The 19,851-nt window shown below is 70.3% G+C and carries 18 protein-coding genes and 1 pseudogene; 9 read left to right on the plus strand and 10 right to left on the minus strand.

Features of this window, described 5'->3' with window-relative positions; genetic code table 11:
• Positions 1-77 precede the first annotated feature (77 nt).
• Genes ACQ4L4_RS08540 through otsB form a run of 3 tightly spaced genes read left to right on the plus strand, consistent with a single transcriptional unit; the run spans position 78 to position 3,711 of the window.
• Entirely contained in the window at positions 78-629 is a 552-nt protein-coding gene (locus ACQ4L4_RS08540; protein ID WP_431103822.1) for a hypothetical protein, read from the plus strand.
• Positions 626-2,914 carry an alpha,alpha-trehalose-phosphate synthase (UDP-forming) gene (locus ACQ4L4_RS08545; protein ID WP_431103823.1) on the plus strand — a complete coding sequence of 763 codons (2,289 nt, stop codon included), beginning with the start codon at positions 626-628 and terminating at the stop codon, positions 2,912-2,914. Before ACQ4L4_RS08540 ends, ACQ4L4_RS08545 begins: the two co-directional genes overlap by 4 nt.
• A complete protein-coding gene (gene otsB / locus ACQ4L4_RS08550; RefSeq protein ID WP_431103824.1) occupies positions 2,911-3,711 on the plus strand; it encodes a trehalose-phosphatase in 801 nt (266 codons plus the stop codon). The genes ACQ4L4_RS08545 and otsB overlap by 4 nt, the downstream gene beginning before the upstream one ends.
• A gap of 105 nt (positions 3,712-3,816) precedes the next feature.
• Here the strand turns inward: otsB and ACQ4L4_RS08555 are convergent, their stop codons facing one another.
• Complete coding sequence (locus tag ACQ4L4_RS08555; RefSeq protein ID WP_431103825.1) at positions 3,817-4,938, minus strand: mechanosensitive ion channel family protein; 1,122 nt, start codon at positions 4,936-4,938, stop codon at positions 3,817-3,819.
• A 116-nt stretch (positions 4,939-5,054) separates the two neighbouring features.
• Here ACQ4L4_RS08555 and ACQ4L4_RS08560 point away from each other — a divergent pair, with 116 nt between their 5' ends.
• Entirely contained in the window at positions 5,055-5,417 is a 363-nt protein-coding gene (locus ACQ4L4_RS08560; protein WP_431103826.1) for a hypothetical protein, read from the plus strand.
• On the opposite strand, the gene ACQ4L4_RS08565 is transcribed toward ACQ4L4_RS08560, so the two are convergent.
• Both ACQ4L4_RS08565 and rpoN read right to left on the minus strand, forming a co-directional pair.
• A complete protein-coding gene (locus tag ACQ4L4_RS08565) occupies positions 5,371-6,039 on the minus strand; it encodes a hypothetical protein (protein WP_431103827.1) in 669 nt (222 codons plus the stop codon). The genes ACQ4L4_RS08560 and ACQ4L4_RS08565 overlap by 47 nt on opposite strands.
• A 157-nt stretch (positions 6,040-6,196) precedes the next feature.
• The gene (gene rpoN, locus ACQ4L4_RS08570; protein WP_431103828.1) at positions 6,197-7,600 is read right to left on the minus strand and encodes an RNA polymerase factor sigma-54; all 1,404 of its coding nucleotides are present in this window, start codon (positions 7,598-7,600) and stop codon (positions 6,197-6,199) included.
• A 652-nt stretch (positions 7,601-8,252) separates the two neighbouring features.
• Between rpoN and ACQ4L4_RS08575 the strand changes: the two genes are divergently transcribed.
• The 3 genes from ACQ4L4_RS08575 (at position 8,253) to ACQ4L4_RS08585 (ending at position 12,530) form a co-directional block, all read left to right on the plus strand.
• Entirely contained in the window at positions 8,253-9,509 is a 1,257-nt protein-coding gene (locus ACQ4L4_RS08575; RefSeq protein ID WP_431103829.1) for an AI-2E family transporter, read from the plus strand.
• Positions 9,510-9,600: 91 nt separating this feature from the next.
• On the plus strand, positions 9,601-12,024 hold the full coding sequence (locus tag ACQ4L4_RS08580; protein WP_431103830.1) for an ATP-binding protein: 2,424 nt from the start codon (positions 9,601-9,603) through the stop codon (positions 12,022-12,024).
• 47 nt (positions 12,025-12,071) lie between these two features.
• Positions 12,072-12,530: a ferritin-like domain-containing protein gene (locus ACQ4L4_RS08585; protein WP_377154847.1), complete on the plus strand. Its 459-nt coding sequence runs from the start codon at positions 12,072-12,074 to the stop codon at positions 12,528-12,530.
• Between the two features lie 124 nt (positions 12,531-12,654).
• Here ACQ4L4_RS08585 and ACQ4L4_RS08590 read toward each other — a convergent pair whose 3' ends face one another.
• From ACQ4L4_RS08590 to ACQ4L4_RS08605, 4 genes are all read right to left on the minus strand, one after another.
• Positions 12,655-13,173, minus strand: coding sequence for a hypothetical protein (locus ACQ4L4_RS08590; RefSeq protein ID WP_431103831.1), 519 nt, complete (start codon positions 13,171-13,173; stop codon positions 12,655-12,657).
• Positions 13,148-13,732, minus strand: coding sequence for a hypothetical protein (locus tag ACQ4L4_RS08595; protein ID WP_431103832.1), 585 nt, complete (start codon positions 13,730-13,732; stop codon positions 13,148-13,150). The genes ACQ4L4_RS08590 and ACQ4L4_RS08595 overlap by 26 nt, the downstream gene beginning before the upstream one ends.
• A 13-nt stretch (positions 13,733-13,745) precedes the next feature.
• Positions 13,746-14,126, minus strand: coding sequence for a DUF883 family protein (locus tag ACQ4L4_RS08600; protein ID WP_431103833.1), 381 nt, complete (start codon positions 14,124-14,126; stop codon positions 13,746-13,748).
• 105 nt (positions 14,127-14,231) lie between these two features.
• Complete coding sequence (locus ACQ4L4_RS08605) at positions 14,232-14,750, minus strand: hypothetical protein (RefSeq protein WP_431103834.1); 519 nt, start codon at positions 14,748-14,750, stop codon at positions 14,232-14,234.
• A 303-nt stretch (positions 14,751-15,053) separates the two neighbouring features.
• Between ACQ4L4_RS08605 and ACQ4L4_RS08610 the strand changes: the two genes are divergently transcribed.
• Together ACQ4L4_RS08610 and ACQ4L4_RS08615 are read left to right on the plus strand one after the other, a co-directional pair.
• On the plus strand, positions 15,054-15,587 hold the full coding sequence (locus ACQ4L4_RS08610; protein ID WP_431103835.1) for a response regulator: 534 nt from the start codon (positions 15,054-15,056) through the stop codon (positions 15,585-15,587).
• A gap of 22 nt (positions 15,588-15,609) precedes the next feature.
• Positions 15,610-16,197, plus strand: a pseudogene (locus ACQ4L4_RS08615) (D-glycero-alpha-D-manno-heptose-1,7-bisphosphate 7-phosphatase); the annotation flags it as partial.
• A 13-nt stretch (positions 16,198-16,210) separates the two neighbouring features.
• Here ACQ4L4_RS08615 and ACQ4L4_RS08620 read toward each other — a convergent pair.
• The 3 genes from ACQ4L4_RS08620 to ACQ4L4_RS08630 form a co-directional block, all read right to left on the minus strand.
• Entirely contained in the window at positions 16,211-17,401 is a 1,191-nt protein-coding gene (locus ACQ4L4_RS08620; protein WP_431103836.1) for a DNA topoisomerase IB, read from the minus strand.
• A 244-nt stretch (positions 17,402-17,645) separates the two neighbouring features.
• Complete coding sequence (locus ACQ4L4_RS08625) at positions 17,646-19,109, minus strand: sigma-54-dependent transcriptional regulator (RefSeq protein WP_431103837.1); 1,464 nt, start codon at positions 19,107-19,109, stop codon at positions 17,646-17,648.
• 281 nt (positions 19,110-19,390) lie between these two features.
• Positions 19,391-19,738, minus strand: a complete 348-nt coding sequence (locus ACQ4L4_RS08630) for a hypothetical protein (RefSeq protein ID WP_431103838.1) — start codon at positions 19,736-19,738, stop codon at positions 19,391-19,393.
• Positions 19,739-19,851 lie beyond the last annotated feature (113 nt).

Below are 19,851 nucleotides of genomic sequence, written 5' to 3' on the forward strand. Positions count from 1 at the left end.
CCGGCCCACCCCTGGCGTGGGCGGCACGGCGATTGCCGTCCCTGAGGGCTTGTTTCCCTCTGTCACAGGAGTCGCCTTTGAATGCATTGCTGCTCCCGGCGCTGCGCCGGGCATGCGCCGATGGCGTGTTGGCCAGCCTGTTCTCAGGACTGGCGCTGTTGCGCGGCAGCCGGTCCGATCATGCCCATCTGGTCGGTCGCTCCGAATACCGCGTCGGCCGTCCGCCGCTGAAGACCTCCGCCGCCGACATCGCGTTGCACGCCGCCACCGGCCTGGTGTGGGGCGCGCTCTACGACCGGCTGCGCGCGACGCGCCGCCGGCCCACCCGCGGCAACGCGGTCACCGATGCGCTGCTGCTCACGGCGGTGGCCGTCGGCGTCGACCGCGTCGTCACGCCGAGCGTGCTCACGCCCGCCGCCGACAAGCGCGCCACGGCCTCGGGCACGCGACCGCCGTCGGTGGCCAGCCTGCTGCTGGTCTACGGCGCCTTCGCGGCCGGGCTGGCGCTCGGCGGCATGCATGCGCTCAAGCGCCATCCGGCCGCTGTCGACGATGCGGACGACGATGACGGTTACGGGGACCTCTTCCTTGCAGACCCTGCGCCGCGTCGCGCCGGGGGTCGGGCATGAAGTCGCTGCATCTCCAGATCCGCTTCCTCGTCCCGCTGCTGATCACCCTGACCCTGGCGGCGCTGCTGGCGCTGCCGCTGCTGGACCGCATGACGCTGCGCTGGTTCTCGCGCGACCTGAGCCTGCGCGGCGCGATGGTCGCCAAGACCCTGTCCGTCGCGATCAGCGACATCGACCCGAGCGCCCAGCGCGAGCGCCTGCGCAACCTGCTCGAGCGCGGCGTGCTGGACGAGCGTCTCGTCGGCATCGCGCTGTGCGCGCCCGACGGCACGCAGGTCATGAGCACCAAGGGCTTCCCGGGCTCGCTGAGCTGCAAGGAGGCCGAAGTCAGCGCCGCCCAGAAGGACCCGCGCCTGGAGCTGGCCAGCGGCGCCGTCCACATCGGCGTCTTCCCGGTCAATCCGCAGCAGCCCGACGCCGAGCGGCTGGTGCTGCTGCACGACCTCAGCCTGCCCGACCGCCGCAGCCTGGACACGCGGCGCTACATGATCATCTTCATCACGGTGCTGGGCCTGGCCATCGCCGGCATCACGATGATCGTGGCGCAGCTCAGCTGGCGCGGCTGGGTCTCCGGCATGCGCGCCATCCTGCGCGGCGAGGGCCTGGTGCGGCCGCTGCTCAACACCTCCGGCTTCCGCGGCGGACCGGAGACGCCGCCGCCCGAGCTGCAACCGCTGGAGGTCGAGATCCGCCAGCACATCCGCGAGCTCGAGGACAACCTCTACCGCGAGCACGGCCCGCTGACGCCCTGGGATCCCGAGCGGCTGCGCGGCCTGCTGCGCACGCAGCTGCGCGGCGACCAGGTGATCGTGGTCTCCAACCGCGAGCCCTACATCCACCAGCGCGGCCCGGACGGCATCTCCGTGAGCCGGCCCGCCAGCGGCCTGGTCACCGCCGTCGAACCGGTGATGCGCGCCTGCTCCGGCACCTGGATCGCGCACGGCAGCGGCAGCGCCGACCGGGACGTCGTCGACGCCAACGACCGCGTCGCCGTGCCGCCGGACACGCAGGACTATGTGCTGCGCCGCGTCTGGCTGAGCGAGGAAGAAGAGCGCGGCTACTACCAGGGCTTCGCCAACGAAGGCCTCTGGCCGCTGTGCCACGTGGCGCACGTGCGACCGGTCTTCCGCGAGTCGGACTGGGCGCAGTACCGCGCGGTGAACCAGCGCTTCGCCGATGCCGTCGTCGCCGAGGCGCGCGGCGACGATCCGGTGGTGCTGGTGCAGGACTACCACTTCGCGCTGCTGCCGGCCATGGTCCGCGAGAAGCTGCCCAAGGCGACCATCATCACCTTCTGGCACATCCCCTGGCCCAACCCCGAATCCTTCGGCATCTGCCCGTGGCGGCGCGAACTGCTGCAGGGCATCCTGGGCAGCACCATCCTGGGCTTCCACACGCGTTTCCACTGCAAGAACTTCACCGAGACCGTGGACCGCTACCTGGAGGCGCGCATCGAGCACGAGCACTCGACCATCAGCTACCAGGGCGAGCCGACGCTGGTGCAGAGCTACCCGATCTCGATCGCCTGGCCGACCGACGAGGAGCGCGCCGCGTGGGACTCGCCGGCCGAGGCGCGCGCGGCGATCTTCGAGCGGCTGCACCTGGCGCCCGACACGGTGCTGGCCGTCGGCGTGGACCGCTTCGACTACACCAAGGGCATCCTCGAGCGGCTGCACGCCGTAGAGCGCCTGCTGGAGAAGCATCCCGAGTGGCAGGGGCGATTCGTCCTCGTGCAGGTCGCCGCGCCCACGCGCAGCGCGCTGGAGGAGTACCGCGAATTCCAGGACCGCATCCACCGCGTCACCGAGCGCATCAACCTGCGCTTCGGCGGCCCCGGCTACAAGCCGGTGCTGCTGCTGGCCGAGCACCACGACCATGCGGCGTTGATGACGCTCTACCGCGCGGCGCACATGTGCGTCGTGACCAGCCTGCACGACGGCATGAACCTCGTCTGCAAGGAGTTCATCGCCGCGCGCGACGACGACCAGGGCGTGCTGATCCTGAGCCGTTTCGCCGGCGCGGCGCGCGAGCTGCCCGAGGCGCTGGTGATCAATCCGTACCACGTGGAAGAGACCACCGACGCCCTGCACCGCGCGGCGCTCATGCCGCCGCAGGAACAACGCGAACGCATGGCCAGCCTGCGCATGACGGTGCGCGAGTTCAACGTCTACCGCTGGGCTGGCCGCATGCTGACCGACGCCGGTCAATGGCGGCTGCGCGAGCGCATCACGCGTCGCGTGCAGCGGCGATCGAGAGAGGCTGGAGAGGAGGCCCTGACGCCATGATGCCGGTGCGATATCTGCTCGACGCGGAGGGCCGCGCCGCGGTCGCCCGCCTCATGACGCGACGTCCCTTGCTGGGCTTCGACTTCGACGGCACGCTCGCGCCCATCGTCATGCATCCCGACGAGGCCCGACTGCCGGAGCCCACCGCGAAGCTGCTGGAACGACTGGTCGCGCGCGTGCCGGTCGCGGTGGTCAGCGGCCGTCAGGTGCTGGACGTGCGGCACCGGTTGGGCTTCAAGCCCACGCACATCGTCGGCAACCACGGCGCGGAGGACGAGTTCGACGGTCCCGATCCGCGCGTGGTGACGACGCTCGGCGCCTTCCGGGAGCGCATGCTGCGCATGGAGCCGGGGCTCAACCAGGCTGGCGCGACGATCGAGGACAAGGGTGCGTCGATCGCGATCCATTACCGGATGGCGCCGAATCCTGTGGCCGCGCGCGCGGCGATCGCCGAGCTGATCGCGGATCTGCCGCCGGGCATTGCCACCGAGCCCGGCAAGCGTGTTGTCAACGTGCTGGTCGAGGGTGCCCCTGACAAGGGAGACGCGATGGCTCGCCTGACGGCGCGCTACGGCGCCGATGCGGGCTTCTACGTTGGCGACGACACCAACGACGAGCCGGCCTTCCAGCGTGCCGCGGCCGACTGGGTCACTGTGCGCGTGGGCCCGAGACTCGACCACAGCCACGCCAGGTACTACCTCAACGAGCAAGCGGAGATCGACGTCGTGCTCCGCCTGATGCTGGAGCACCTCGGTGATTCGGGAGAGGGGCGACCGGGTCCCCTTTTCGGAACTTAGGGAGGGAATTTGTCGGCCGGGGCGGCCGACAAAGGAGGGAGATGGAGAAAAGGGGACCCGGTCGCCCTGAGCCGCGCCAGTCGCCGGCAGTCAAGGCGCTCCCAGTCAAGGCGCTGGCGACGGCGGCAGCGATGGTTTGAGCACGGGTGCCGACGGTGCGGGGATGTCCTCCACCAACGCCCGCACGCGCGGCAGCGACTGCGGATGCGTCTTCTGCAGCCAGGCGATGAGACCTTCCCGCAACTCGCAGCGCAGGTCGAAGGCCTTGCCGGAGTCCTTGGCGCTGACAAGCACGCGGATCTGCATCGTTCGTTCCGTCGTCTCGACGACCTGGACGCCACAGACCCGGCCGTCCCAATGCGCCGAGCCCTTGCACATGATCGTTGCCTTCTCGCGCAGTTCGTTGACGGGCAGCGTGAAGTCGACCCACAACATCACCGTGCCGAGGATGCTGGAGCTGGTGCGTGTCCAGTTCTGGAACGGGTTCTCGATGAACCACTGCAGCGGGATGACCAGCCGGCGCTCGTCCCAGATCTTGAGCACGACATAGGTCGAGGTGATCTCCTCCACCCTGCCCCACTCGCCCTGGATGATGAGCACGTCGTCGAGCCGGATCGGCTGCGCCATCGCGATCTGAAGACCGGCCAGCAGGTTGCCGAACACCGACTTCGCCGCCAGGCCGAAGACCAGGCCGGCGATGCCCGCGGACGCCAGCAGGCTGGCGCCCACCTGCTTCGCGCGCGGGAAGGTCATCAGGATGAAGGCCAGCGCGGTCAGCATCACCGCGCCCTTGGCGACGCGCGCCAGCACCTTGGTCTGCGTCTGGATGCGGCGCGCGGCAAGGTTGTCCTCGACGTCCGCGGGGTTCATCAACGCCACGCCGTTGGCGACGCCGGTGATCGCCCCGGCCGCCACTGACGCGATCGCGACGATGCACAGGACGCCCAGCAGATGCTGCACGCCATTGATGCCGGGCATCGTGTCGGGCACACCCTGCGCGGCGATCAACAGGCCCACGACGGGCAGCGCCCATCGGGCCGGGTTGTCGCAACGCCGCACGACCGAGGTCAGCAGCGGCGAAAAGCGCGTGAGGCGCACCGCGATCGGCCGCAGGATCGCGTGCAGCAGCAGCGCGCCGGCGACGATCACCAGGGCGCCGAGCAACAGCTGACCCCAGAGCATGAGGTCTGCGTCGAGGATCGTGAAACGGGTCTTCCAGGCTTGCATGCCGCCGGGCGGGCAAGAGCCGTTCCGGCGCAGCCTGGACGAGCGTGTCGTCGGACGCTCCGGCGCGGGTGGGCCGATTGCCTTGGACAGGCATCGCAATGAACCAGGAGCTCGCCATGGCCAGCACCACCGACAACAAGACCGACCGTCCCACCGAGGGCCAGGCACCGCGCCGCATGCTGGACAAGGCCCCGGTCTCGCCCGGACAGGTCGAGCCCGACGCGGCCCCGACGCACAACGACGACGCGCAGCTGCCGCATGAGCGCGACCAGAGCACCGGCGGCGACTCGACCGGCGGCATGGGCAGCGGCGCGGCCGGCGACAACCAGCGCACCGTCATCGGCCAGGCTCACGACGACCTGAAGCAGGGTCAGGTGGACACCGACCTGCGTTCGACGCCGGGCCTCGATGCCGAACGGCGCGACCAGATGGTCAACGACGCCAGGAAGACGGATCCGGCGAAGGGTCCTGCCCGCTGACGGACGACGGCGGCCAGGCCACCCCCAGATCGTCCATCCAGGGCATCGACAGCGGCGGCGCCGACGGCACCAGGCGCGACGGGAGCGGGCTGCTGCCGGTCAATGACATCGAGGGCTTCGGTGTCGAAGGACGTTCCGCTTCAACCAGCCAGGACTCCGGCAAGGCGGGACGGCGCGACGATCGCAACCACCGGGACTCGAGTGCCAGGAAGGCCCGGTAGTCGTGACCGAGATTGCTCGCGGTGATGCCCGTGGCGCTCGTCGCTCCGCCCATGCTCCGCTGGAAGGCCTCCAGATCGCTCCGGATCAAGGTGGCCCATTGATCCCACACGAAGGCGCACTGGTTCCATTGCCGTTGCCAGTCGCCGCTGGAAGGGTCGCTCGACCGCCCGCTCGACCGACCGCTCGACCGACCGCCCGACTGGTCCCGATAGCGGGCCGCCGACCGACACAGCCGGTCGACCTCCGGCAGCACGCGCGCGTAGTCCACGCGATCGTGAAATCCCACGTCGAGACCATGGCGTGACGAAGGGCCTCCGACCCTGCATTCGTCGAGATCGTCCTGCATGGTCTGCGCACGGTACGGGCCGGCGAACCGCGCAACGAAACTGTCATTCCACATGGCCTGGGCACTCCCGCTTGTCCGGCCGCCCGCGATCGCGGCGACATCAGGCGGCATGAGTTGCGACCGGCCACGCCCGGTTCCCGCGGCGCCAATGAAAACGGAGCCTCGTCGGGCTCCGTCCTTGTCTCCATCGCGCCTCGGGAAAATCGGTTCGTCAGCTGTGTTGTCTGCGGCGTTCGACCGCGTCGATGCGCAGCATCTGGCGGTACTTGGTCACCGTGCGGCGCGCCACCACCAGGCCCTGGCGGGCGAGCTGACGCGTGATCTCGGCGTCGGACAGCGGGTTGTCCGCGCGCTCGGCCTCGATGATGTCCTTGATCAGCCCGCGGATCGCGGTGCCCGAGCACGCGCTGCCGTTGCTGCTCACGATCGCGCGCGAGAAGAAGTACTTCAGCTCATACACGCCGCTCGGCGTCGCGAGGTACTTGTTGTTGGTCACGCGCGAGACCGTCGACTCGTGGATGCCAACCTCGTCGGCGATCTCCTTGAGGCCCAGCGGCTTCATCGCCATCGCGCCGAACTCCAGGAAGTGGCGCTGGCGGCGCACGATCGCGTCGGCCACGTCCAGGATGGTCGAGAAGCGCTGCTCGATGTTGCGCATCGTCCAGCGCGCCTCCTGCAGATGGGTCGCCATCTCCGCATGGCCCTGCTGGCGGTGCCGCTGGAACAGCTCGGCGTAGACCTGGTTCATCCGCACCTTCGGGATCACCGCCGGATTCAGCTGCACGCGCCACTGGCCGCGGACCTTGGTGGTCAACACGTCCGGCACGATGTAGGCGGCCTGCGTGGTCTCGTAGCGCCAGCCCGGGCGCGGGTCGAAGCGGCGCAGCTTGAGGCACACCGTCTCGGCTTCCGCGACGCTCACGTCCAGCAGTTGCGCCAGCGAAGGAATGTCGCGCGAGGCCAGCAGATTCAAGTGCTGCGAGATGATGCGTTCCGCCAGCATGCGGCTGCGCGTGTCCTCGATCTTGGGCAGCTGCAGCAGCAGGCATTCGGCGACGCTGCGCGCGCCCACGCCCAGCGGGTCCAGCGCCTGCACCCGCTTGAGCGCGATCTGCATTTCCTCGATCGCCACCGGCGGCTGCATCTGGGCGACCGCCGCCAGCTCTTCCAGCGAGGAGCGCAGGTAGCCGTCGTCGTCGACCGACTCGGCCACGATCGTCGCCAGCACCAGATCGCGCGGCGACAGCCGCAGCACGTTGAGCTGGCTGCGCAGGTGCTCGCGCAGGCAGGTCTGCGCGGCGGTCATCTCCAGCGCGCTGAGTTCGCCGTCCTCGGCGCGGCGCATCGAGCCGGAGCTCTCCGCGCGCCAGATCTCGCGGTCGTCCGGGAACGGTTCCGGCGTGTCCGACATCACCGGCGACGACGCGACCGGCACGTCGGCGTCCAGCGGCGAGGCGTCGTCCGAGCCTTCGGTCACTTCGAGGAAGGGGTTGCGCCCCAGCATGTCGGTGACCATGGTGGTGAAGTCCAGCGAGGACATCTGCAGCAGCCGCACGGCGTGCTGGAGCCGAGGCGACAGCGTCTGTGTCTGCCTGTGCTCGTGCCTGAGTTCCATTGCTCCCACTTGTGACACTCCTGTCCGGTAGAGGGTGAAACTGCCTGCAACCGGTTCCGGAGGGTCCCCGCCGACGAGGACGGGAACGGGTTGTAGGCAGTGCCGGCGAACCGGCCTGATGGAGCCATCAGCGCAAGGACCATGCCACCTCGCCGCCGATGTTTCATATGGCGGAGCGTCCGTCATTCGGCGTGCCCGCCCGAATGCCGCAAACGCAGCAGGCATGGGGCCTGCCGGGGATCGGGCGCGTCGACGCGCAGCGAACCCGAACGCCTCGCCCACCGGCCGCACAGGTTCGCCGACCGTCCACCCGCCCGTCCCAAGCGTCTTTGCCCCGCAAGGCTTTCGGCACCTTTTACCGACGGCCGGCCCCCGCTCGCCCCGTCAACCGCGCCGATCTACGTACGGCGCCTCATCGGAAGTCCAGGAGCGGCGATGGGGCCGGAATGAGGCTGGGGGTTCGCGGAGGCGATGCCCCCTGCCTCGTGGAGCGCCCGCGCTTGGCCGACCGGTGTCCAGGGACCTCCGCAGCCACCACCACCGCCGTAACCGCCCTGTACCTCCCCCGAAACCCGGTGGTACCGCTCCCCCGCTGGCCCAGCCCTTGCTTCGAGAGCCTGCCCCGTCCCCTCTTCCCGTCATCCTTACCATCTTGCGCTCCTCCGCCCTGCCCCCGACCACGATGCGCCGCTGGGCGACGCGAGGCCTGCTCTTGATTGCGCTGGTCTTCCTGTTGAAGGAAGCGAGCGCGATCGTGCTGCCGGTGCTGGTGGCGCTGATCCTGACCTTCGTGCTGGCGCCGGCGGTGCGGACGATGCGTCACCACGGCATTCCGGAGTCGATGAGCGCCGCCATGCTGGTGACCACGGTGGTGGGCTGCACGGTGCTGAGCGTGGCGCTGCTGGCCGAGCCGGTGGCCCAGTGGTGGCAGCGTGCGCCGGTGGCGGTGTCGCAGGCCTTGAACCAGGTGGACCGGTGGCGCGCGGCGATTCCGGGATTCGGTCCGCCGGTCGAGCGTCGGAGTTCGGGCCGGACGGCGGCGCCCACGCCGCCCGCGGACCCGGTGCGCGAGCGCATCGCCAGCGAGGGCGTGGCGCTGACGGCGCAGGCGCTGGGCATCGGCCTGAAGTTCCTGGTGTCCACGGCTGCGACCACGATCCTGCTCTACTTCCTGCTCGCGTCCGAGCACTGGGTGCTGTCGCGCTGCATCGAGCTGCTGCCGCATCGTCCGCGTCTGCGGGCCATGGTGCTGGGCGGCCTGCGCGCGGCGCAGCGCGACATCTCGCGCTACGTGGCCTCGGTCAGCGCGATCAACATCGGCGTCGGCCTGGTCGTGTCGGGCACGATGTGGTTCGTGGACCTGCCCAACCCCGGCTTCTGGGGCGCGATGGCGGCGATCTTCAACTTCATCCCCTACCTCGGGCCGCTGATCATGTGCGGGCTGCTGCTGGCGGCGTCGCTGGCCGCCTCGCTCGGCGACGCGGGCTTCGCGGCGCTGGCCGCGCCGGTGCTGTCCTACCTCTGCATCCACGCGATCGAATCGAACTTCGTGACCCCGATGGTCATCGGCAAGCGCCTGTCGATGAATCCGCTGTCGGTGCTGCTGTCGGTGATGTTCTGGGGCTGGCTGTGGGGCGTCGCCGGCGCGGTGCTGGCGGTGCCGCTGCTGATCTGCCTGCGCAGCATCAGCCAGCGCAACCGCCAGATGCGCCCGGTCGCCGTCTACCTGCGCGGCAGTGATCGGCCCTGCACGCCGCTGAGCACGCTGCTGCGGCCACCGCGGCCGTCGCACGCCGCGCCGCACGCCGCGCCTCAGATTCCGCCTCAGACCTCGCCGCAGGTTTCCCCGCCCCTTGCCGATGGCGCCCCGGTGGTCCATCCGAACGCCCTTGAACAGCACCGCCCATAATCTGCCGCCTCGACGCGCCCGTCCCCGCTGGCTCGTCCTCGCCGCCGGCCTCTGGCCGTGGCGGCCCGACCGTTTCTCCGCCCGACCGCCCATGCCCCTGCCGATCCGCTCCCGCCTGCTCGTGCTCGTCCTGTCCGTGATGTTGCCCGGCATCATCGCGGCGCTGTGGGTCAGCTGGCAGACCTGGAGCGACGAGCAGGACGCCACCGTGCGCCACATGCGCGACAGCACGCGGGCCTTGTCCATGGTGGTCGACAAGGAACTGGCCCGCCGCGCCGGCATCGCGCGGGTGCTGTCGCTGTCGCAGATCCTGGACGCGTCGCCGCAGATCCCGCCCGACGACCTGGCGATGCTGGAACTGCAGTCGCGTCGCGCGATGCAGGGCCTGTCGGGCTGGGTGGAACTGAACGCGCCCGACCGGACGCTGTTCAGCACGCGCCTGGCGCCGGGCCGCCTGCCCGAAACCTCGACGGTGCCGTCCGCGATGAGCGCGGCGTCGGCGCCGCCGGCCGCGTCCCCGACCGCTGGCACGACCTCCGGCACGATCCCCGGCACGATCGCGGGCACCGCGGGCACCGCCGGCACCGCCGCCGCTGCGGCCTTGCCCCCGGACCTGCCGACCGCCGCCGCCTCGCGCCCGGTGCTCGTGCGCGAAGGCGTGCCGCTGGTCGAGCAGGCCGTGATGGGCGACCTCGGTCCCGATCCGGCCACCGGCCAGCTGCGGGCGCAGATCATCCAGCCGATCGAGCGCGGCGGCCATGTCTGGCTGAACATGAGCATCACCGTGCTGCCGCAGGAGCTGCAGCAGATCATCGACGGGCAACGGCTTCCGCCCGACTGGACCGCCACGATCATGGACGGCCGCGGCACGGTGGTGGCACGCCATCCGGGCGGCATCAGCTACGCCGGACGTCCGGGCACCGACGACCTCAAGCGCCTGATGGCCACGCGCGACGAGGCGCAGTTCGAGTCCGTCAACCTCGACGGCAAGCCGGTGCTGGGCTACTTCAGCAAGTCGCCGCAGGGCTGGACGGTGGTCACCGCGGTGCCGCGCGACGGCGGTCCGGGCGGCTTCGGCGCCCGCGCGGCGCTGCAGCCGATCGCGATCGGCGCGCTGCTGCTGGTACTGGTCGGCATGTTCGGCGCCCTGTGGATCAGCCGGCGCATCTCCGGGCCTATCCACGCGCTCAACGAGATCGCCAACGAGCTGCGCGCCGGCGAGCCGGTGCGCGCGCGCAAGACCGGCATGGTCGAGTGCGACGAGGTCGCGCTCGCGCTCGAGGATGCGAGCGCCGCGATCCACCAGGGGCGCTACGAGCTCGAGGAGCGCGTCAACGAGGCCATCGACCGCACGCGCGAGGCCGAGCAGCTGAGCTCCCGATCGCAGCGCACGGCGGCGCTGGGCCGGCTCACCGGCGGCGTCGCGCATGACTTCAACAACCTGCTGGGCGTCATCAGCAACAGCGCCCACCTGATCCAGCGCAGCCCGCATGCCGAATCGCTGGCGATGCCGCTGGGCGCGATCATGCGGTCCGTCGACGTCGGCAGCCGCCTGACCCAGCATCTGCTGCGCGTCGCGGGCCGCCAGCCGGTCCACCCGCAGGTGGTGGACCTGCGCTCGACGCTGGGCGAGATGAAGGAACTGCTGGTCACGGTGCTGGGTAAGCGCATGCAGCTGGCCATGACCATGGCGCCGGACCTGCCGAGCGTGCGCGTCGACCCGTCGGAGCTGGAACTCGCGCTGATCAACATCGCGCTGAACGCGCGCGACGCGACCAACGGCATGGGCGAGATCACCGTCGAGGCCGGCCGTGCGTCGCCCGGCGACGTGCAGGACCTGGCGCCCGGCGAGTACGTCGCGATCAGCGTCACCGACCGCGGTCCGGGCATCCCCGACGACCTGCTGGCGCGCGTCTTCGAGCCCTTCTTCACCACCAAGCCCGTCGGCAAGGGCACCGGCCTGGGCCTGAGCCAGGTGCTGGGCTTCTGCGTGCAGGCCGGCGGCACGGCGCGGGTGGCGAGCCAGCTCGGCGCCGGCACGACCGTGACGCTGCTGCTGCCGGCGCAGACGAGCGCGCGCGTGGTGCCCGACGGCAGCCGCGTCGACGGCACCGAGCGCACGCGCGACGACGGGCGCACCAACAGCCTGGCCGGCGTGCGGGTGCTGCTGGTCGAGGACAACGAGGAACTCAACCGCGTCACCGCCGGTCTGCTGCGCAGCTTCTCCTGCCAGGTGCTCAGCGCCAAGGATGCGGACGAGGCGCTGCAGCTGTTCGGCAGCGGCGCGGCGGTGGACATCGTGCTGTCGGACGTGGTGATGCCGGGCTCGATGGACGGCCAGGCGCTGGCCCGCGAGCTGCGCACGCGCCGGCCGGGGCTGCCCGTCGTCCTGATCAGCGGCTACAGCGAGGCGCTGACGGCCGAGTCCTCGTTCATCGTGCTGCGCAAGCCCGCGTCGCCGTCGCAGATCCTGGAGGCGCTGCGGCGCGCGATGGGGTTGCCGACGGGTACGTGACTTGCTGATTCATGGCATCACCACTCCCCCGATCGGAAAGGACTGCCATGGACAACAAGGACGTCATCGACGAACTGAACACGCTGATCGAGACCTGCAAGGACGGCGAGTACGGATTCCTGAGTTCCGCCGAACACGTCAAGAGCGCCAGCCTGCGCGAGGTCTTCGCGCAGCGCGCGGCGGACTGCCGCCAGGCCGCCTCCGAACTGCAGCAGCTCGTGCGCCAGCACGGCGGCACGCCCGAGGACGACGGCAGCGCCGCCGGGTCGCTCCACCGCGGCTGGGTCGCCGTCAAGGGCACGCTGACCGGCTACAGCGACAAGGCCATGCTCGAGGAATGCGAGCGCGGCGAGGACGCGGCCGTCGCGCGTTACCGCAAGGCGGCGCAGAAGGACCTGCCGGCCGGCGTGCTGGAAGTCGTCCAGCGCCAATTGGCCGGGACGCTGCGCAACCACGACCAGATCAAGCTGCTGCGCGACCAGGCGCGCAATGCCGAGAAGGTGTAAAGCCGTCCCGGTTGCCCACCAACGCAAAGCGCGCCCGAGGGCGCGCTTTTTCGTTTCATCGGGCTTCGTGCTGGCTGACGCGCGGCTTCTCGTGTCTCCGCGCGGGCCTCCACGCGGGTCGTTCTCAAGTCTCTTCGCGTCGCTTCTTGCGGCCCTGCAGGAAGCCCGCGAGCACGCCCATCAGCAACTGCGCGACTTCGGGACCGACCTGCCCGCGCAGGCGCGTCGGCACCAGTCCCCAGAGCACGGTCAGCAACTGCAACGTGCCGAGTTCCGGGCGTTCGGCGCCCGACTCGGCTTGGGTGCCGCCCCGGGCCTCGCGCGGCGCCTGGAAGGCGTGGGCGCGCGGATCGTCGGCACGGTGCCGGTCGTGCCGACGCCGCTTGCCGCGCACCAGGCGCCAGAAGATCCAGCTCGCGCCGGTCCCCAGCGCCGGCAGCAGCCAGCGGCCCGGCGTCATCACGGCCTTGCCGCGATGCTGCAGCGAATCCCAGTGCAGCCGGAACTCCAGATCGCGACGCACGACGCGGAGTTCCGCCATCTCGATGCGCAGCGTGAGTTCCTCTATCGACGCCGGTTCGCCCCCGTGATCGGGGACGTCCGGGATGCGACGGGGGTCAGGACGGTCTGGGGTGGCTGGCATCGGGGCTCGGTTCCTCGGGATCCATCGGATCGTTGAACAGCCAGTGGAACTGGCGGCGGGACGCCGGCAGCGCCAGCATCGGCGTCAGCGCCTTCATCGCGGCGACGACCCACACCAGCAGCAGCAGGTTGATGACCAGCACGCCGGCGAAGGCCCACGGCCAGCTCAGCCCGAAGTGCACGGCCAGCGCGACGAGCATGGCCCACAGCGCCAGCCAGCCCGTGGCGCCGGCGATCGCGGCGATGACGCCGAGGATCGCCAGGCTGACCAGGCCGTGCCTGGCGCGGCGCAGCTCCAGCGCCAGCAACAGCAGGCGGCCGGACAACATGCCGCGCGCCGCGCGGGCCATGCCCTGCAGGTCGCCGAACCAGCCGGCGCCGGTGGGCGGGACCCCGCCCGAGGGCGAAGGTCCGCCCGCCGGGCCCGATGCGCTCGATGCGCCCGCGGCGCCCGCCGTGCCGGAGGCCCCTCGGGGCCCGTCGGACAACGGCGGTGGGGGTGGCGGAGGCGGCGGGAACGGGGGCGGGAAGGACGGCGAGGCGTGCGGCACGTCGCTCATGAGCGCGCCGCGATCAGCGCGTCAGACGCGCGATCAGCAGGCCGACCGCCAGCGCGGTGCCGACGGCCATCAGCGGATGTTCGCGCACGTTCGAGCGCAGGCTGTCGCACCACTCGTTGCCGGTCGTGCGCAGGCGTTCGGCGCGCTCGTGCAGCAGTTCGTTCGTGTCCTCCAGGCTTTTCTGCAATTGCTGCGCCTTCGGCGCGGCGGTGGTCGCGAGGCGGTCGATCGTCGCGTGCGCCTTGTCGGCGACGCGGCTCACCAGATCGGCGGCCGCGGTGCTCGACGGCGTGGCGCTCGACGATGCCGTGCCGTTGGCCAGCTTGGCGGCGTCTTCGGCCGTCGTGAACGGCACGGTCTTGTCGCTCTTCTCGTTGTTGGGCGTGGTGCTCATGGGAAGTTTCCTTTCGTGGTGCGCAGTGGCAGCAAGGGCATGGATCGGTGGTGAGCGAGATGGCAAGCGGCGTGCCTCGATGGCGCGATCGCGGGAAGGACCGGCTCAACGCGGCAGCGGCGGCTTGGGATGCGTGTCCAGCCCACGGTGCGGCGACTCGGACACCTGCGGCCGGCCGGCCTCGGGTTCCAGCATCTCCTCGATGATGAAGTGGCCGTAGTACTGCGCGCGTTCGGCGTGGTTGCGGCGCGCGATCTCGGCGATCTCGCGCGCCTGCGCGTCGTCCCTGGCCTTGACGACGAGGAAGTGGTACCCCCGCTCGGCCAGTTCGCCCTGGCTGCGCAGCAGGTTGATCTCCTGCCCGATCGCGGCCAGCGGACTGGCGCGTTTCAGGTCGCGTTCGACCAGCTCGATCATCTCGCGGTCGGTGATCGCATGCAGGTCGGCGTCGGCGATGCCGTGCGCGCTCAGCGCCGCGCGCGCCTGGCCGGCATCGGCCGCGCCGGGAAAGCTGATCACCAGGTGATCCACCGGCTTGTACACGCCGAAACTGGTGGGGCGCTCGTCGTCATCGGGCTTGTCGGCTGCGCCGTCGGCGGTGCCGGGTCGGAGGCTGGTGGCCATGGAAGCTCCTTGAAGTGAGGCGTGAGTCTTCCCGGCAAGGCAAGCCTCGTACCCATTGCAAGCAGCGCCTTTCCCGCATGCGAACCGAAGAAAAAAGAAGGCCTACTCAACGTGTCACCGAGATTGACGGATGGATCATCGACCGGTTACACCGGACGAGCCTACTGACCCCGGGACGAGTCGATATCGACCCGGTGCAGACCCGGTGCCCCCGCATGGAATCCCCAGGGTTGGGGAGACATTCAGGCACGGCGATTGCCCTCTCTCGCGACCAACCGTATTCGAACAGGGAAGGAGCGAACGATGAACGACGGCCTGACGTCGGTGCTGTACGTCGAAGACAGCCCTCTCAATGTCATCGTGATGGAGGCGATGTTCGAGCAGCGCCGCGACCTGCGCCTGCACGTCGCCGAGGCCGGCATGCCCGCCTGGCGCCTGAGCGCGCAGCTGCAGCCGTCGCTGCTGCTGGTCGACCTCCACCTGCCCGACTGCCACGGATCGGACCTGCTGAAGCTGCTGCGCATGCGGCGCGGTTGGGCGCAGGTGCCGGCGATCGCGGTGACGGCCGATTCCGATTTCGACGCCCTCGGCTGCGGCTTCCTCGAGCTGTGGGCCAAGCCGCTGGATGTGCGCAGGACGCTGGCCCGCCTGGCCGAACTGCTGCCGCCGCCACGCGGCGCGCGGCCGGCCGACGCGATCGCCGCGCCGGCCGACGGTCTGCAGACCGGCGTCATGATCGATCCGGCCGCCGACGGTGCCAGACGGGAGCCGGGCCTGATGGCCCGGCACAAACAGTCGCTGGCGCCGCGCCAGACCGACTACGGTTGGGTGCGCTGAGCGCGTCGCGGAGGCTGCCCCTGTGACCGCCTGGCTCGACGCTCCCCTCGCCACCCTCTCCCTTCACGACCTGGATTTTTCCCGCGAGCGGCCCGAAGGGCCTTCGCCGGGATCGCTGCGCCCGGCGGTCTTCCTCGACAAGGACGGCACGCTGGTCGAGCCTGACGACGCGGCCATCCACGATCCTTCGCGCCTGCGGCTGATGCCCGGCGCGGGCGAGGCGCTCGCGCGGCTGAGCGCGGCGGGGTTGGCGCTGGTGCTGGTCACCAACGAAAGCGGCATCGCGCGCGGCGCGTTCACCCGTGTCCAGTTCGCGCATCTGCAGGGGGCCCTGCTGCGCCGCCTGAAAGACGAATTCGGCGTGGCGCTCGACGACGTCGCGGTCTGCCCGCACGCGCCCGATGCGCAAGGCCGTCCGGCCTGCCTGTGCCGCAAGCCGGCCCCTGGCATGCTGACGCGCGCGGCGCGGGCGCACGGCCTCGATCTGGGCCGCTCGTGGATGGTGGGCGACCTGCTCGACGACGTCGAGGCGGGACATCGCGCCGGGGCCACGGGCCTGCTGCTCGACACCGGCGGCGAGACCGTCTGGCGGCGCTCCCCGCTGCGCGAGCCGGCGGGCGTCTTCAGCGACTGGCCGTCGCTGGCCGAGCACCTGCTGCGCGAGGCGGCGTCGGCCGCGACGTCGACGGCGCTGACGGACGAGGCGCTCGGCGCCCCGCTGAGCCCGGTGAACGCGGCGACGACGGCCTCGCCGAAGGCTTCACAGGTTCAGGCGCAGGCGCAGGCGTAGCGACCTCCACGCGAGGCTGCGTCCGGAGCAGCCCCATGAGCCGCCGTTCCGCGACGCTCAGGCCGGGCACCGCCGGCGGCTTGCCGATCCAGCGCTGCGACGGCAAGGTCGCCAGACGGTCGGACTGACCCCACGCCAGCACCGCCGGGTGGATGTAGGACTTGCGGCAGACCGCCACGGTGTTGCCCAGCCGCGCGGCCACTTCCTTCACCGTCTGCTTCAGTGCATCCACCGGCGCGGTGCCGGCGCGCGCGTGGTCCGACAGCAGGTCCAGCGCCAGCACGCTCGCATGCCAGGTGCGGAAGACCTTGGCGCTGCAGGTCGGGCCGCCGGCGGTGGCGAGCCAGTCGTTGACGTCGGAGGCATCGATGCGATGGGGCTCGCCCGCCTCGTCCTCGTAGCCGAACAGCTCCTGCCCGGGCAGATCGCGGCAGCGGCGCACGAGGGCCGCGACGCGGTCGTCGCGCACGGCGAGCTGATGGCGCACGCCGCTCTTGCCGGGGAAGCTCAACAGCAGCGCGTCGCCCTTCACCTTCACATGCTGGCACAACAAGGTGCTGAGGCCGTAGGAGCCGTTGCTGCGCGCGTACTCGCGATGGCCGATGCGCATCCAGGTGCGATCGAGCAGCCGCACCAGCGCCGCGATGACGCGTTCGCGGTCCAGGCTGCGATCGACACCGTCCGGGCGCAGCCGACGCTGCACCTGCCTGCGCAGGCGGGGCAGGCGCTGGCCGAAGTCGAGCAGCAGGCTGAACTTGTTCTCGCCGCGCAGGGCCATCCAGTCCGCGTGATAGCGGTACTGCTTGCGACCGCGCGCGTCTCGCGCCGTGGCCTGGATATGGCCGTCGTCGCGCGAGCAGATCCAGACGTCCTCATAGGCGGGCGGAATCGCCAATGCGCGGATGCGCTTCAAGGTCGATGCGTCGCGCACCGGCCGCCCTGCGGCATCGACATAACGGAAGCCCTTGGCCGCGCGCTTGCGGCGCAGACCGGGTTCGCAATCGGATACCCAACGCAACGACATACGAGTCCTCCTGCCTTTCCCAAGGCAGGCCGCATGCCAGCACCGCAGGCCCTCACCCCTGCCCTCACCCGGCGCTCTCCCGCAAGCGGGAGAGGGGGTCAGTGAGGATCCTCCGTCAGGACATCACCGAGGGACGGAAGTCAGCATCTTCCAATGGGGCCGGAATGATGCTTGGGGGTCCTGGAGGGATCCCCCATGCATCGTGGAGTGCCCGCGCCTGGCCGAGCGAGGTCGGGAGCGCCTCTTACTGCTCGGCCTTGTCCGCCGCCGCCGCGTCTTCGGCGGCGTATTCCTTCAAGCGGTTGTAGAGCGTCTTGAGGCTGATGCCCAGCACGGCCGCCGTCTGTTCCTTGTGGTGCTTGTAGTGCTGGAGCGTGGCCAGGATGAAGGCCTTCTCCACCTGCGCCATCGAGCTGCCCAGCGGCATCGTGATCGACGGACCGGAGGTTTCCGCCGCGGTCACGAAGGTGGGCGCCGGCGCGGCCGCCGGGACGCTCCCGCCGAGGCTGGTGACCGCCGCGGCCGACGCAGCCGTGGACTGCGGGTCGGCGCCCTCGCCCTTGGGCAGCCACTGCTCGTCGACGACATCGGCCACCGCCATCACATACGCGCGCTGGACCGCGTTGCGCAGCTCGCGCACGTTGCCGGGCCAGTGGTAGGTCTGGAGCTGCGCGAGCGCCTTCGCCGTGAAGCGCTTGTTCTTGCCTTCCTTCGCCGCGATCTGGCGCAGGAAATGGTCGGCCAGCAGCGGCACGTCGTCGAGGCGGTCGCGCAGCGGCGGCATCTCGATCGGGAACACGTTGAGGCGGTACAGCAGGTCTTCCCGCAGCTTGCCCGCCTGCACCGCCTGCAACAGCGGGCGGTTGGACGCGGCGATGACCCGCACGTCGGCGTCGAGCGTCGTCGTCGAGCCCACGCGCATGAAGCGCCCGGTCTCGAGCACGCGCAGCAGCTTGACCTGCAGCTCCATCGGCATCTCGGTCAGCTCGTCGAGGAACAGCGTGCCGCCGCTGGCGCGCTCGAAGAAGCCCTCGTGCTGCTTGTCCGCGCCGGTGAAGGCGCCCTTCTCGTGGCCGAAGATCTCGCTCTCGATCAGGTTGGGCGAAATGGCGCCGCAGTTGACCGCCAGGAACGGCTTCTTGCGGCGGCGGCTCAGATCATGGACCGTCTGCGCGACCAGCTCCTTGCCGGTGCCGCTCTCGCCGTTGATGAACACCGACACGCTGGTGCCCGCCACGCGCGAGATCTGTTCGTAGATCCGCTGCATCGGCTGGGTGCGGCCCCACAGCAGCCCGAAGTGACCGGTGTTGGCCAGGTTGGCGTTCAGCTCGGAGACCTCGGCCTGCAGCGCGGCGGGCTTCATCACCCGCGACAGCACGCCCTGCAGCTGCTTGATGTTGATCGGCTTGACCAGGTAGTCGGCCGCGCCCAGGCGCAGCGCCTGGATCGAGGTGTCCAGGCTGGCGTGACCGGTGATCAGCACCACCTCGGAGTTGGCCACCAACTGGGGATCCTGGAACAGCTCCATGCCGTTGCCGTCGGGGAGTTGCAGGTCCAGCAGCACCACGTCGGGCTGCTGCAGCGCGATATGCCGCCGGGCATCGCGCAAGGTATGGGCCACCGACACGGTGAATTTCTCGCTCGCGATCAGTTCCTGCAGGGTGGCGACGGAATCGATATCGTCATCCACGATCAACGCATGGGTCACCGGTACATCCTTCGTTATGGGGGGGTGGTCACTCTTTTGAGTCGGGACTTTCGTGAACTAGGTCAACCGAACTCATCTAACTCATTCTTGCAGCAAGCGGCCCGCTTGCCAGCCCCTTGGCGATTCGATTTGAAAAATATTCCGGTGAGAGCTGGTCGATGCGCGTCCGCACACAAACGACATACGAACAACAGGCCCCACAAAACGACACCGGCCGCGGTCCGAGAACCACGCCGGTGCCGGCAAGCGGTCCGCGGGACCGCTGAAATCGACGGGGGACCTCAGGCATCCCGACGGCGGCGCTGGACCCATCCCACCAAGGCCAAGGCGACGACCAGGGTGAGGAAGTTGCGGATCTCGAACGACGCGCCGGAAGACTCGCTGTCGGCGTCGATGACGGAGGACGGGCTCGGGGACGCAGAGGTGCTCGGCGACGGCGTCTGACCCTGCGGGGCGGGACGGACACCGGCGGGAGTGTGGCGGGACGGGCCGTTGGCCGGGGCCGCGGCCTCCGGACGGACCAGCGCCGCGAGCCTGGCACCCTCCAGGAAACTGCCGGAGCTTTCCGCGTGGGCCACGGTCGCGGCCAACGTCAGCGGGATCGCCCAAGCAAGCTTGTGCAGGTGCATGAAAACCTCCTGTGATGGAAACGGGAGCGCAGTCGGGCATCCGTCCGGTCCGCGCGGTCGCCGAGCGTCCACGCGCGGCTCGCAGGACAGGCAAGCTCCGTGCCCGCACGAAC

This window comes from Roseateles noduli (assembly GCF_050626985.1).
In the GTDB taxonomy this organism is placed as follows: domain Bacteria; phylum Pseudomonadota; class Gammaproteobacteria; order Burkholderiales; family Burkholderiaceae_C; genus Roseateles; species Roseateles noduli_A.